Annotated in this window: 10 protein-coding genes and 1 pseudogene; 7 read left to right on the plus strand and 4 right to left on the minus strand. The window is 46.4% G+C overall.

What is annotated here, in order from left to right; translation table 11 throughout:
• Nucleotides 1–202: 202 nt before the first annotated feature.
• Nucleotides 203–885, minus strand: a pseudogene (locus QUA04_RS20025) (IS1 family transposase).
• Between the two features lie 256 nt (nucleotides 886–1,141).
• Nucleotides 1,142–6,115, minus strand: coding sequence for a CHAT domain-containing protein (locus QUA04_RS20030; RefSeq protein ID WP_333259681.1), 4,974 nt, complete (start codon nucleotides 6,113–6,115; stop codon nucleotides 1,142–1,144).
• Between the two features lie 81 nt (nucleotides 6,116–6,196).
• On the opposite strand from QUA04_RS20030, the gene rnhA reads away from it, so the two are divergent.
• The 5 genes from rnhA to blaOXA all read left to right on the plus strand — a co-directional run bounded on the left by rnhA (nucleotide 6,197) and on the right by blaOXA (nucleotide 10,186).
• Nucleotides 6,197–7,102 (plus strand): ribonuclease HI, encoded by a 906-nt coding sequence (gene rnhA / locus QUA04_RS20035; protein WP_333259684.1) that lies wholly within the window; start codon nucleotides 6,197–6,199, stop codon nucleotides 7,100–7,102.
• A gap of 243 nt (nucleotides 7,103–7,345) precedes the next feature.
• A complete protein-coding gene (locus QUA04_RS20040; RefSeq protein WP_333259688.1) occupies nucleotides 7,346–8,134 on the plus strand; it encodes a HipA family kinase in 789 nt (262 codons plus the stop codon).
• A complete protein-coding gene (locus QUA04_RS20045; RefSeq protein WP_333259691.1) occupies nucleotides 8,112–8,576 on the plus strand; it encodes a DUF3037 domain-containing protein in 465 nt (154 codons plus the stop codon). The genes QUA04_RS20040 and QUA04_RS20045 overlap by 23 nt, the downstream gene beginning before the upstream one ends.
• 175 nt (nucleotides 8,577–8,751) lie before the next feature.
• The gene (locus QUA04_RS20050) at nucleotides 8,752–9,165 is read left to right on the plus strand and encodes an MAPEG family protein (RefSeq protein WP_333259694.1); all 414 of its coding nucleotides are present in this window, start codon (nucleotides 8,752–8,754) and stop codon (nucleotides 9,163–9,165) included.
• A gap of 148 nt (nucleotides 9,166–9,313) precedes the next feature.
• Complete coding sequence (blaOXA, locus tag QUA04_RS20055) at nucleotides 9,314–10,186, plus strand: class D beta-lactamase (RefSeq protein WP_333259697.1); 873 nt, start codon at nucleotides 9,314–9,316, stop codon at nucleotides 10,184–10,186.
• Nucleotides 10,187–10,443: 257 nt separating this feature from the next.
• Here blaOXA and QUA04_RS20060 read toward each other — a convergent pair whose 3' ends face one another.
• Nucleotides 10,444–10,896 (minus strand): phosphatase domain-containing putative toxin, encoded by a 453-nt coding sequence (locus tag QUA04_RS20060; protein ID WP_333259700.1) that lies wholly within the window; start codon nucleotides 10,894–10,896, stop codon nucleotides 10,444–10,446.
• Nucleotides 10,897–10,953: 57 nt separating this feature from the next.
• Between QUA04_RS20060 and QUA04_RS20065 the strand changes: the two genes are divergently transcribed.
• The gene (locus tag QUA04_RS20065; RefSeq protein ID WP_333259703.1) at nucleotides 10,954–11,592 is read left to right on the plus strand and encodes a pentapeptide repeat-containing protein; all 639 of its coding nucleotides are present in this window, start codon (nucleotides 10,954–10,956) and stop codon (nucleotides 11,590–11,592) included.
• Nucleotides 11,593–11,689: 97 nt separating this feature from the next.
• On the opposite strand, the gene QUA04_RS20070 is transcribed toward QUA04_RS20065, so the two are convergent.
• Entirely contained in the window at nucleotides 11,690–12,754 is a 1,065-nt protein-coding gene (locus QUA04_RS20070) for a TIGR03032 family protein (protein WP_333259726.1), read from the minus strand.
• A gap of 408 nt (nucleotides 12,755–13,162) precedes the next feature.
• On the opposite strand from QUA04_RS20070, the gene QUA04_RS20075 reads away from it, so the two are divergent.
• The coding region (locus tag QUA04_RS20075; protein ID WP_333259705.1) for a DUF4347 domain-containing protein at nucleotides 13,163–15,366 on the plus strand (2,204 nt) is incomplete at its 3' end.

Below are 15,366 nucleotides of genomic sequence, written 5' to 3' on the forward strand. Positions count from 1 at the left end.
TTAATTATGAAATGGAACCGAAACATCAAAAACAAAGGTAACGCGAGTTAATGCAGTTTAGATGTCGAACAGCTTAAAGAGTTTCTAAGTCCCAGTCGCGGGCAGCTTCGGAGAAGCGATCGTTAGAGGATGCGGTAGTGATAAATATGTAGTGATTAGATATTCATTGGCTCAAAACATAGTTGTAATGATGAATAAAATACTAAATAGCACCAATATGGTTTTCTAACTTTTTAGAAAATGAAAGAGTCTTTCTTACTAGACGAGAAACACGTTGGCGCCAAGTATTATTAAATCTTTCAATGTGATTAGTTTTTCCACTGTCTTTACCAACTGGCTGATGGCGTAGCGAAGGAAAAATACAAGCATAAGCCTGCCAAAAATCTGTATAGCAAACAACACATTGTCGATATACAGGAGGTAGATAATTCCATAATTGTTTTGCTCCTTCTTGGCTACGATCGCCAATATAAACACCAATAATTTCTCTGGTTTCTCTATCCAGTGCTAACCACACCCATTGCTTATTTTCTTTGCAATCTACAAATGATCACAGTTCATCACATTCAACATTCAATCTGACTTTTTTTTGAGGTTTAACATTTACTGTGCGTTCGATTGAGGCCTATTTATTATTTACGTAATCCTGTAAGCATTGTTGAGAAACACCCGTGCTTCTAGCTATACCAGCCAAAGAAATCTTCTCCAAAAGAAGTCGATCTATTAAATATTTTGTTTGTGAGCTAATTACTTTGTTGTCTAATTTTCGACGAATTGGCGACCGCAACTTTGACATTTGTATTTTGGTTTTTTATTATGAATTCTACCCTTTTTAACTATGTGATTTGAACCCCAATCAGGGCAGTTTGGTCGTAAAAATAGCAGATTACATGACTAAACTAATGTTGGCAGATATCAAGGATTCCAGCAAGAGTTACTTATGATAGCATAAGTGTAGCTAAATCTACATTCGAGCGCGCAAAGAAATATTAAACTCACAAATTTTGATTGTTATTTATAAAATTCTCCTATGTATTCAATTACTGTAATTAAACTTCACTACATATTTATTACTACCCTTGATTCGACCACTTTAGCTGGTAAATTATTTCTCAGAAATCACCTAATCACTAATCACCAATCACCAAGGACTCCCAATCATCACAAAAGCCGACCAATAATAAGGATGCGACAACTTTAAATCCGCAAACCCTTGCAGCGAACTCGGCAACTCCACCCCCTCACCCCGACTCAAACCGCGCAATCTGCCACCCTCCACACGCACATCCCCCCGCAACATCGCAATTTGCGCTTGTCGCAGCGCCGCCCCCTTAATTCGCGCTGTCTTCAACTGCTGGTAAAACTCACTCATTAATCCCAAAGTACCTTCATCACTCACGTACCACAAACTTCCCAAAGCCGTTTGCACCCCGGCTTGCAGCGCCAAACCCCCAAAACCCAACTCCGCCTGTGCATCTCCCACCGCAGTCCGACAAGCACTTAAAACTAACAGATTCACCTGCGGATCATTCAATCTCAAATCCCGCAATTGATCCAGTCGCAGCCGACTATTCCACAACTGAATAAAAGAATTATTCGGTACTCCAGGTCGAAATTCGCCGTGAGTAGCTAAGTGAATAATGCCAAAAGGCCGGCTTTGATGCTGTCGCTTCAAATTATCCAAAGTGAAACCCTCATTCAGAAAACTGACTCCCGGCCACTCTTTAGAAATAGCAGCTATTTCAGCAGGAACTGCCGGCAAAGGATTCAACTCGGAAAATTCCGAGGCACCCATTGCTAAAACTTGAGAATTTCTGAGATCCACGTAGCGAGTATCTGTTAAATTAATGCTGGGCATCAGGCTGAGATTGTACTTTTCCACCAAAAACTGCTGTCCGTCGTGCAAAGCAGCAAAGGGCATACCTCTTAAACCTCGATCGACAACAAAGGAAATAGTATCCGTTCCGCACTTTTTCAAACTGTCTTCTAAAGGCGCAATCATCCACTTATAAAGCTGTTGGGAAGATGGTAGATAACTCGTAGTAGCCCGCACCCCCGGTTTGGTAATCTCATCCCTGAACTGAGTTACAACTTTCAGTAGTTCTTGCCGGTTCGCGGCAGGCACACTTTTGTGAACAACTTCACCACAAGAAGTGATCAGCATTAAATTTAATTCTTCGGGTTGCGAGAACAGATAAATTAAACTGGGTTTCGTGCCCGTTTCTGCGCCAACCGATGCTAACTTTTTTTGAATTTCCTCTGGGGATACCAACTCGTCGCTGAGGTTGAGACCGAAATATTCCTGGAATTCTTGGCTGAAAGATTTGTCCAGCAGAGACAAAGCTTCCGAGATTTTGCCTGCCTCCAAATTCCGGCCGATGTCGCCGCGAAATGCCGACTGAATAACTGAATCTCTGATATTTGAATTGATAAAATTTCTCAGTCCTCTGGGAGATTGCATTCTTTCGGGCGGCATCCTGTCTCCGGGTTTTCCTATATCTCGCGATATTCTGTTTTGGTTCTGCCGCTGTTCGCGACTAAAGGGTTGGTTGCGATCGGGGAAAAGCGATCGCCCTCTCTCAAATCGCGATCTATCCCTTGGTAATATTGGCGGCGAATTGGGGTTATTGGGATTATTCGGATTAGTTGGAATGTCGGGATTATTCGGATTAGTTGGAATGTCGGAATTAGTTGGAATGTCGGGATTAGTTGGAATGTCGGGATTATTCGGAATGTCGGGATTATTCGGAATGTCGGGATTATTCGGAATGTCGGGATTAGTTGGAATGCCGGGATTAGTTGGAATGTCGGGATTAGTTGGAATGCCGGGATTAGTTGGAATGTCGGGATTAGTTGGTTGATTGGTAGTGACGATCGCACTATTGCCTTGAGTGTAAGAATTTATGAAAGATTGACCCTGAGTAATCGTACCCAAAGCATTGCTGGCGATCGCCCCAGCAGTACCGTTAGTCGTCGCATCTCCCACCGCAAAAGGTATCGGCGGATTGACATCGCCGCCGCCGTGGCGGATCGTAACTGTACCCGGTTGAGTGTCGCCAAGAGTCGAGATGCTAACAGGAGTGCCGTTTTGGTCAAAAGTACCCGTCACTCGAACTAAACCCGGAGTTGCGATCTCAACATTACTGCCCGGAGCATTGATCGATGCAACACTGATATTATTTTGAGCGTTAAGATTTACTGTAGAAGTGCGATCGACCCTAACAACAGGATTAACATTTATTCGCCCAATTGCAATTTCGTTTCCAGCTAAAATTCCCACACTTTCGGCAGCACTTATATTACCAGTGCTGACTCTTCCCCTGCTGCTAGTGACATCAACTGCAACTCCCTGCAAGTCTCGTGAATTTACATCAAGCGGCGCGGTTAAAGTGACATTTCCTGTTGTAGCGTTCGTATTGCCAATATTAATACTTCCCGTATTGCTAGTTACATTAACTCCAACTCCACGCAAATTTTGGGAATTTACATTACCAGAACTTGTCAAGTTGACATTTCCTGTTGTGGCGTCGATATTGCCAATATTAATACTTCCCGCATTGCTGTTTACATTAACTATTCCTCCCTGCAAAATCCCGGAATTTACATTTAGCAGCGCTGTTAAATTGACAGTATTTGCTGTTCCTGTAGCGTTTTCAATATTAATACTTCCCGAATTGCTATTTATATTAACTCTTCCTCCCAGCAAATTCCCCGAATTTACATTTCCCGAACCTATTATATTAATATTCCCAAGAGATGTAGTATTACCGATCGCAATATTTCCCTGATCGCTATTGACTTCAACGGTTCCACCTTGCAAACTCCCTGCATTTAAATCGTTGGATGCTCTCAAATTAATAGTACCCGTACCCGCGTTAATCGATGCAACGTTAATATTAGTTTGGGAATCCAGATTTACTGTAGTAATGATGGGATTAACTGGATTTGTGACGACAGGATTAACAGTTATTGCCCCTGTGTTGATTTCCTGTCCCGCTAGAATTCTAACATCTCCCGAAGTAGCGATCGCACCCGTATTAACACTCCCATTGCTGCTGCTAGCATTGACAGTCGCAGCGGTGAGAGTGCCTACTGTTAAGTCCCTAAAAGCTGTCAAATTGATATTCTCGGTTGCTGTAATATTGACTGGTGTAGTATTAGGCACAATGATATTGGCATCAGTCAACACTCCCAATGCCCCGGAGTTACTGGTAATATCAACATTAGATCCCTGCAAAGTCCCAAAATTCACATTGCCAAAAGCTCTGAGTTCGATCGCCCCGGAAGTCCCAGTATCGATCGACCCTGTTACTATATTGCCCCGAACACTATTCAGACTAATACTGCCGTTGATATCAGCACGAGAAATGTCACTTGTCAAGATAATATTGTCATTAGCTTGAATATTAATTGTAGAACTAGACCTTAATCTGCCCCCAGCAATCACTCCTGCTTCCCTGCTTTCGAGACTAATTTGACCGCTATTAATATCTCTAGTTGCGATACTTCCCGGCGCTGACAAAGTTACCGGCCCACCGACAGAAATATTTTCAACAGAAATCAAATTGCTTGATAAAAGTGGACTTGTAAATATTGAATCTTCACCTAAAGTATTAGTAGGAGGATTTAGCAGATTGGCCACTCCCGCCCGCAGAATTAAGGCCGGACTGCGGGTTAAAATAGCAATATCTGGATCGCCACTCACATTTTCCCTACCCAATGCACTATCGGGGCCGGTAATTGTAATATCCTCGGCAACAATGCTCCCCTTGGCCTCGACTTTCAGCGAAACTCCGGTATAATCTCCAAAGAAAACATCTCCTTCCGCACTGATAATCGGGTCAAATAAACTGACAAAGTTTCCCGGCATTCCCGACAAATTGCGAATTGAAAAATTGCCACCAGAAACAAAGTGAGAATCCCCCGAAATAACCCCGTTGCTAACCAAACTCAAATTCCCGCCGCTTTGGAATTGCGCGGGAAGAGACAAGCCGCCGATCGCATTTTGAGTGAAAATATCAATAGTGCGAGCGGCCTGAATGTATAAATTCCCGCCAGCCTGCGCCAAAAAAGGATTCTGGGCGCTGTCCCTGACCCGCACCGCATCCCCACCCAGCAAACTCAAATCGCCCGTAGTTTGCAGCCTAGCGCCCGCTAACGTGAGATTTTCTGCAGCCCATAAATTGGCACTTCCCGCATTCAACTGCGGTAGCCCAGACACATTAGCAGCAATCGCCACATCCCCAGAATTCACCTGCAAACCAGAACCCACAAGCCGCACAGAACCGTCATCAGCAACCGCAACACCCGCCGCCTGATTTTGCCCAGTACCTGTCAGCAACTGCGGCAAAGAAACCGGATTCAAAGTTTGTGGAGAATTACCAAAATTTCCGCCCGTTGCTATTTCCAAACTCAACAAATGCCCCGGTTGACTAATGCGGAGAACCTGATCTCCCCCAACAGCAGCAACAGTAATTTGCCCGCCCGCAGCCGACAACTGCCCGGTACTAACAACCGTACCGCCAAGCAAAGCCAAATTTTGTCCAGGAGTCACCGCTAAATTGCCAGCATTAACAATACTTCCCGGTACACCCGCACTAAAATAAAAAGCATTTGGCGTACCCACCAAGGCGCTAAAATTATTTGTACCCGCAGCATTAAACCAATTTGAACCAAAACCGACACCAGTAGCAGTAGTTGCAGTAAAAGCCGCCGGCACATTCAAACTCGCGTTAGGGCCAAACACAATCCCCGCAGGATTAATTAGAAAAAGATTAGAATTGCCGCCCGTGACAGTAATTAAACCGTTAATTAGCGAAGCGTCCCCGCCAGCAATTCGAGCTAATATATTCTGAATAGCCGAATTAGTCAGAAAATTAGCAATTTGACCTTCATTCAAGCCAAACTGCCCAAAACTGTGAAAAAGATTCGCGCCATCTCCCGACAAACTGCCGCCGTTGATATCATAACGGTTGCCGCTGGGGGTGACAACAGTACCCGTACCGTCAGCAGCAGGCACTATGGGCTGTGCTTGCGCGAAAGTATTAAAAATTAACAAAGAAAACGGACAAATAAATAGCGCAACCTTTTTAATCTTTAAGTTGGCATTTTTCATAGCAGTAAGTAAAACTATCTCAATTGCCTTAATTATCGCACTTGCAAACAACTTACCTGTAAATTACACATTAATTCGCTCATGACAATTCCCAAAATCAAAAGCCTCTACACAGACGGCGCTTGTTCCGGCAACCCAGGCCCAGGCGGCTGGGGTGCAGTAGTTTGTTTCGCCGACGGCAACTGTCACGAACTCGGGGGTGGAGCCCCCCAAACTACTAACAACCGCATGGAAATGCAGGCCGCCGTCGCTGCGCTGGAATTTTTTGCCAATTCCGGTCAAACCGAACCAGTCACCGTTTACACCGACAGCGAATACGTTAAAAACGGCATCACTAAATGGATTCAAGGCTGGAAAAATAAAGGCTGGAAAACCTCAACGGGCAAAGATGTTGTCAACCAAGACCTCTGGCATCTGCTAGACAAGCTGAATTCCCGACAAATCCAGTGGGAACACGTCCGAGGTCACTCCGGCGACTTCTACAACGACAGATGCGATGAAATCGCCCGCAGCTTCTCGCACAATCTCACTCCCGAACTGCAACAGCAGAAACCAACGGGAGACGAGGCCGGGGCGGGCACGGGGGCACAGCCCCTACACTTTGACAACACAATTGTTTCGGAAGAAACGGACGCAACTGGTAACAAAACGATAGAATCCTATGTCATAACTTCTGACCTTCCGAGCTCCAACTCTACCATGATGGATTCAACTGCCGATACCCTGGAGAACTTGCCCCGCGAGGTGAGGGTTCAAGACCTCCGCAATCTGATCGAAACGTTGCACATCGCCGACGAGGTTGCGACCAAAGGCTACTTGATTACCAGTTCTGAACTGGCTGATTTGATGGATGTAAATGCCAGCGCTGTCACCAGTCGTGGAGACAACTGGGTTTGGCGAAATTGGGTAGTTTCGCGGGTGCGGCGCGAAGGCAACCAAATTCTCTGGCAATTAGAGAGAATCGACCACGTTAGTACAACTGATTAGTGGTTAGTCATGAGTTATTAGTTGATTAATAACTGATGACTAATGACTGTCTCAAAGCAAGATTTGGCCAAATTCCGTAGGGACACAACATTAGTTGTGTCCTTTTGGTCATCAGTTTACTAAACAAACTACTTAACATCAGTCCCAGTTAAAATAAAGAATCCAACTGTAAACTCGTGCTCAAAACCCTCATAAAATCAGTGATTTTGCATCTAAAATCTCAAATCGAAAATCTAAAATAGCATGAGTATCAGCTTGCGAACAGTCACTGCTACCAGATATGTCACTCCCTTGCGCGAGGGCGGGTCGCTACCCGCGATCGTCGAAGCAGATGATGATGGTATGTACGTGCTCAAATTTCGCGGTGCGGGCCAGGGAGCCAAATCTCTGATCGCCGAGCTAGTGGCGGGAGAAATTGCTCGCGCCTCCGGGCTTCCAGTCCCCGAACTCGTCTTTGTTGAACTCGATCCCGAACTGGCTCGGACTGAGCCTGACCCGGAAATTCAAGATTTGATCCGAGCAAGTGCTGGCCTCAACCTCGCTCTCGACTATCTCCCCGGTTCCATCACATTTGACCCGATAGCGGGGAAGTCTGAGGCGGATCTTGCCTCAGAAATCGTCTGGTTCGATGCTTTTGTGACCAACATCGATCGCACGCCGCGCAATGCAAATATGCTGGTATGGCACCGCCGGCTTTGGCTGATCGATCACGGTGCAGCCCTCTACTTCCACCACACCTGGAAGGATTATCTCTCGCGCAGTCGCGATCGTTTCCCCCCAATCAAAGACCACGTTCTGCTGCGTTTTGCGAGCACGCTGGAAGCGGCAAATTCAAAGATGACTCAAAGGCTAACCCCAGAAATCATTCGCAACATTGTTAAACTAATTCCTGATGCTTGGCTGGTGGGAGATTCTCCTTTCAGCGATAGCAACGAACATCGGAATGCTTATATCGAGTACCTGCTGAATCGGCTAGAATCACCACATATTTTTTTGGAGGAGGCGATTAGTGCCCGATCGATTTCTTTATGATTATGCCATTATCCGCGTCGTTCCCAAAGTCGAGCGCGAGGAGTTTATCAACGTGGGGGCGATCGTTTCCTGCGGTACGAAAAAATTCCTCGAAGCCCGTATCGAAATTGATGAACAGCGCTTGATGGCGATCGACTCAACGTTGGATCTGGAAATGATTCGCAATCACCTAGCAGTCATTCCCATCATTTGTGCAGGTGGCAAGGAATCTGGCGCGATCGGTCAACTTCCCCACAGAGAGCGCTTTCACTGGCTCGTAGCACCCCGCAGCACGATCGTTCAGACATCGCGGGTTCACACTGGTTTTTGCCAGAGTTTACCGGGTGCGATCGAACACTTGCTCGATACAATGGTGCGATCGTCTTGCCGAAAACCATCTGTAAAGGCTCAGTTGCTAACCGTTGGAAATGACACTCACGAGATGCGATCGCACTCTAGTTAGCCTCAGCTTGTCGCTTAGATACTGCTTTGAGCTTGGTGGGCCATCTATCCATTTCGTAAAACAGCCAGAATAGAAGCATCCTCAAGCTGTTTTAGCTAAAAATGAGAACGCCAGAACAAGAGTCTTGACCCATAACTTTTCTAAAGTGTTAGCAGCAGTTTCGCAAGGTAGAAAGATGATGCAAATTGAACAGACAAATATGACTTTCCCTCTCTGGGGTTTAGCAATTTTCATCCTGTGGACGCTCGCAGTTGTTATCCTGCTGCTAACAGTCAGGATTCGGCATCTATCTGCAGGCGGATCGGTAAAAGATTTCGGTACACAAAACGACGACAGCTTGCTTTGGCGACTATTTCGAGTACAATCCAACTTGATAGAAAACCTGCCTTTGTATTTGGGAGTTGTTTTTCTTCTAACAGTTAGGGGTGTTTCAGGAACAGCAGTAGATTTGCTGATTGTGGTGTACATCCTATTTCGGCTTGTACATTCAGTGATTCACATCGCTGGCCTCGATCCAAAGTTTCGTTTCTTCAGCTTAGTAATTCAGTTAAGCTGTTTGGTCGCCTTAACTATTATGGCAGTTTTATAGTTGAGAAATTACGCGGCACATATATAGTAGGATGCGTCAGTAGCCAAGCTTAATTGTTTCTTACACAGCGTAAGTCAGGCGCACCTTACAAGTCGATCGACCCTGTGACATTACTGCCGCCTGTGATTTTGCTAACTTATCGAAGTTTATGAACCCAATATCTCGTGCGATCGCTGTTGTTTTAATTGTATTAGGCTGCATTACTTTTGTTTTACTCCAGCCACCGCAATCAGCCTTAACCGTGCCACCTCCAGTGCAAGAATCTCCGCCTCGCGGAGGAGATGTTGCTCAGACAATTAATTTTGGACGGCACTTTCAAGAATTAGGAGTTGAAGGCTCGATCGCAATTTACGATTTGAATAGTGATCGGCTTTATCAACACAACCCGCAGCGTAACGCCACAGCTTTTTTACCCGCATCTACATTTAAGATTCTCAACTCTCTGATTTCCTTAGAAACAGGGGTGATTTCAGATGAGATTGCCGTTCTAACTTGGGATGGAACTCAAAGGCAAATTCCCGCATGGAATCGAGACTTGAATATGAGAGAAGCCCTAAAACTTTCCGCCGTTTGGTTTTACCAAGTTCTCGCCCGCCGAGTCGGGCACGAGCAAATGCAAAAATGGGTAGCTAAAGTCGGTTATGGCAACCAAAAAATCGGTAACAAAGACGATATTGACAAATTCTGGTTAGAAGGAGAACTGCGAATCACACCCAACGAGCAAATTCAATTTCTCCGCCGTCTCTACAAAAACGACTTACCCTTCTCCGAGCGATCGTTATCTGTGGTTAAAGACATCATAGTTGTCGAACAAACTCCCGATTACATAATTAGAGCCAAAACAGGCTGGGCAAATTTTGGAGAGCAAACAAAGCCTCAAATTGGCTGGTATGTAGGTTATTTAGAAAAGGATAAAAATGTTTACTTTTTTGCTACAAACATTGACATCCGCAACAATAATGACGCATCTGCAAGAATCGAGTTAACGCGCCGTTGCTTCAAGGATCTGGCGCTGTTGTAAGTGCGTTATTTGTTCTGGTAATCTTCGCAAAAACGCCAGCGGATCGGCTAATGGTGACAGCCAAAACACCCATTTATTGGATACCTGAGTTCGATCGTAGGAAGCCGAGTCTTTTAAATCTTTTAGAACTTAGGCAATTGGCACATATATATAGTTGCTATAGTGCTATGTATCATTTCTCGCAGCAAGGCGACAATCATCTAAGAGAGCATTAAGTTCTTCAACGACTAGCCAGGGGTTTCGACCTTTCAAACAAGCTACGATTGCTGCTTCATAGGGATTTCTGCCAGTTTTTTTACTGCTGCGATCGCCTGTTTGTTAGACAATCCCCGCTCGCTGACCAACCAAGCAGCCAAAACCTGTCCTGTACGTCCGCTCCCCCCAGAACAGTGAACTACCAACCGTTCGCCTTTGTTATTTGCAGATTCCAAGAACGGCAATATGCGATCGATTAAAATATCGCGATCGACCAATTCAAAGTCTGCAATCGGCGCCCAGCAAACTCGATCGCACCCAAATATTTTCCTATATGTGCCCAGTAAGTCAGTGTAGCGGATGAGTTGGGTTTGAGCCAGCAAACAGCAAACTTGCTTGATATTATTCCCCTGCATAAATTCAATCCACCGGGCAATTTCTGCATCGCGGTATCCTGGTCTGGCTGCACCAAACACAATTAATTCATTCTCTGAAGCCGCAGCGAAATTGTGCATACTGTTTTCAATATTTTTACCTATAATTAAGAAAGACGCACAAACCCTGAATCAACAGTGAAAAACAAGAGCTCGATCGGTTTAATGAACTGGCTGCAACCCAAACCAGAAACCGTTTTGCTATGCGACTCAAGTGCTGCAGCTTCTGAGATGGCATTCATGCTCAACGGTGAGTGGGATGGGTGCAATAGTTTGGTGCTCCCTAAATCCGACAAGGTAGCAATTGAAGCAGCCGCTAGTTTGCTGGAGGCCTCGTGGTGCTACCAAAATACTTGCGAACCGGTTTTAATTCGGCTGGAAGTTGACGAATTGCTGCGCCGTTATGCGATTGGAGACAGGTTTTTTATTAATGCTAACTTGCGATGCGCGCAATTGAGCGAACTTTGCTTGGAAAACATTGATTTGAGTTATGCTAAATTGAATTTGGCTAACCTCAGCAGCACTAATTTAAGCAAAGCCAACTTGATGGCAGCACAGATGCAATCCGCAAATTTGAGTGGCAGCAATTTGAGTAAATCGCAACTTGTGAGGGCGAATTTATCAGGAGCAAATTTATCGGATGCTAATCTCAGAGGTGCTGATTTGAGTTATGCAGATTTAAGCAATGTTTGCTTAACAGGTGCTGACTTAAGAGGTGCCAATTTAGCGAGAACCGACTTAAGAAAAACAAGCTTAGATGGGGCGATTGTTGAGTAATACCAAATCCCGCTTAAATATTTACTCTCACACCCCGTGGGTAAATCCTGTAAACATTTATCTGCGTCCATCCGCGTACATCCGCCACCATCTGCGGTTAAAGTTCCAAAGTAATTAACTGAGCAATTTCATCCGTTTGAAAACCCAACGCCATCGGCTTTTGCACTTGGGGAATCACTTGCACATCATAGAGTTCTGTGACAATTCCTTCAAAGCGCAACCAGTGAACGATCGCCCCATTCGTCAAATCAATCACCATCATACCACAGCGAGGCTCAGCATCCTTGGCTGCTAACAACTCATCCAATTCTAAACCGCTAAAAGTGTTGTCACCTCCCCGAGGTTTCGAGAGTCCAACAATTGCCCAATTTTGCCAAAAAGCTAGTCCTCGGGCATAGCCCGGACAAAACGTAATTGCCTCAAATTTTCCTGTGTCTAAATCCACATATCCTAATTCCCCTCTCCCCGAGTTCAGCAACCACAACTTGTCTTGATACCAGCGCGGTGAGTGTGGCATTGACAATCCTGTGACGATAATCTCATTAGATTCAATATCAATAACTATACCGCCGTTTTGTCTGCGATCGCGCCAGCCATCCACCACATCCGACTGACTCGACGCTGTGACATATTTCGCTTCCCCAGCTACCATCGCCAAACCGTTGAGATGACAGCGGTCTTCGTTGATGTATTGTGAGATAAATGGAGGTTTCCAGAGAGGTTTGCAACTGTGGCGATCACTCAAAGTAGCGATACAATTAAACAAAGTGCTAATAAAAATGATTTGATTATTTTTATCGACAGCGATATCGTGAATGTCGATATCTCCAGTGGTGTACGCGATGCGCGGTATGTAAAGGCGATCGTACCCTTGATGTTGTCCACCCTCCGCTAACACATTATCTAACTGCCAAAGTTGATATTTTGAACTTAAATAAAGGCGTTCCGGGGTGCAGTAAAGCCCCATTGCGCGATCGAATATTCGCCAAAAAGCCGAGATTCTGTTGGTTTCGGGCGCAGCACCGATTAACATTAACCTGCTGGTTTGATAAGTAGTGCAAGCGAGGCTGATTTGTTGAGAGGTTAACCAAGAGGGCAAATCGCGATCGCCAAAAATCTCGTGTTCGTGGGCTGTATTCAAAATTGCTTGCTCGTTATTCATAGAATCTAGAGGCATATTTTTATATATCCAAAATGTACCGCGATCGCATCAAATAAATTAGAGCCTGGTAGGGACTCATATCTACCCCATTCCCTTCTAGGGAAGGCGGCTGGGGGGGTTAAGTTTATCATACCTTGAGATGCTCCCGTTTCAACCGCCGAGCGATTTGATGCTTTGTATAGTTAATGTAAAATCCCCATACATAATTAATAGAAATATAAAGATTTGTACGTGAACGATCTGGATCAGTGACAATCGAATGGAATGCAGGCTCTAATATAAGAGTTAACAAAAAAACATAAAGCGTGTAATCTGCAATCACCAAGTAGAAATACCACCATCGCACTTAAGTCCGGCGACAGAGCCTTTAGCGCTCAAAAACAGGGCATCTACTGGAAGCAGAAATTCATGAAAACTCTAACTCAAATTAACCCTTACGCAAGCCAAATTACCAACCAAAAAACAGAAATAGTTATCCTTGACCCCACAGTACCCGATCGCCACCACCTAGCCAACGGCATCAAGCCGGGCACTGCCACCTACATCCTCGAAAGCCAGCCTGATGCGGTAGAGCAAATCACCACAATCCTAGCTCAGCATACAGGCATCGAAGCCCTACACATCATCACACACGGCAGCCCCGGCAGCCTTTACTTAGGCACCACAGAACTCAACAGCAGCAACATCCACAACCACACCCAACAGTTGCAACAGTGGCGCAACAGCCTCACGGCCAACGCCGACATCATATTATATGGATGTAACGTAGCAGCCGGAGACAGAGGTCACCAATTCCTCACTCAAGTGCACCAACTCACAGGCGCAAACATCGCCGCCAACCCCCAACCTACAGGGAACAGCGAACGAGGCGGTAACTGGGACATCCCCCAACTCATCCCCCCATCAACGCAAAAGCCCCAACTTGCCCTCACAGAAACCACCCTCAAAACCTACAGTGGGGTCCTAGGCTTCGCCCCTCAAGTTCCCTTGGCCACTGGCAATGGCCCCAGATCCGTCAGCATCGGCGACATCAACGGCGACGGGAAACCAGATTTAGCTGTGGCGAACGACTTGACCAACAACGTCTCCATCCTGCTCAACACCACCACCACCGGAGCCACCACCCCCACCTTCGCCCCCCAAGTCACTTTCGCAACTGGCACTAACCCCGTCTCCGTGAGTACCGGCGACTTCAACGGCGACGGGAAACCAGACTTAGCTTTGGCAAACGTAAGCAGCAACACCGTCTCCATCCTGCTCAACACCACCACCACCGGAGCCACCACCCCCACATTCGCCCCCCAAGTCACTTTCGCAACTGGCACTCGCCCCGTCTCCGTCAGCATCGGCGACATCAACGGCGACGGGAAACCTGACTTAGCAACGGCGAACTTCAACAGCAACAACGTCTCCATCCTGCTCAACCGCACCACCACCGGAGCCACCACCCCCACCTTCGCCACCCAAGTCACTTTCGCAACTAACACTGGCCCCAACTCCGTCAGCATCGGCGACATCGACGGCGACGGGAAACCTGACTTAGCTGTGGCAAACTACAACAGCAACAACGCCTCCATCCTGCTCAACCGCACCACCACCGGAGCCGCCACCCCCACATTCGCCCCCCAAGTCACTTTCGCAACTGGCAATCGCCCCGTCTTCGTCAGCATCGGCAACATCAACGGCGACGGGAAACCTGACTTAGCAACGGCGAACTTCATGGGCAACAACGCCTCCATCCTGCTCAACAACACGCCCAAAGTTACTGCTGTCACCGCCACCACTGCTGACGGCAGCTACGGTGTCGGTTCCCCCATCGCTATTACCGTCACCTTCGATGCTGCTGTCACCGTCAGTGGCACCCCCCAACTGCAACTAGAAACAGGCACAACTGACAGATTGGCCACCTACGCTAGCGGTAGCGGTACCACAGTCCTCACCTTCAACTATGCGGTGCAAGCCGGAGACTCTACTCTTGACTTAGAATATCTCGCTACTAATGCTCTGACTCTCAACGGCGGCACAATTAAAGAAACAATCGCTACAGCTTTTGACGCTTTCTTAACCCTCCCCACTTTAGCCACAGCCAACTCGATCGGCGGCAGCAAAGCCATAGTAATCGAGACCGTTGCGCCTACCATTACCAGCGTCACATCCACTAATGCTGACGGCACTTACGGCACAACCGGCAACATCAACGTCACCGTAAACTTCAGCGAACCAGTTACTTTAGCCGGCGGTAATGCAACAGTCAACCTAGACACAGGTGGCACTGTAAATATTGCACCTTTCACAGGCACATCTGCTGTCGGCACATACACGCCAGCAGCAGGACAAAATAGCACTGACCTTAACTCAACTGGGATCACTTTAGCAATCGGTGCAACCTTAAGAGATGCTGCCAGCAATAATGCAACATTAACTATCCCTACAGGACAATCTTTAGCTGATAGCAAAGCCATAATTGTAGACACAATTGTACCAACAGTAGCCCTCACATCAACCTCACCAACCACCACAAACCTACCATTTTCAGTCACAGCAACATTCAGCGAAAGCGTCACAGGATTTATCGCCAGCGACGTGAATCTGACTAACAGTACGATTAGCAA

Origin of the sequence: Microcoleus sp. S13_C5, from assembly GCF_036700845.1 — a bacterium.
GTDB lineage: Bacteria > Cyanobacteriota > Cyanobacteriia > Cyanobacteriales > Microcoleaceae > Microcoleus.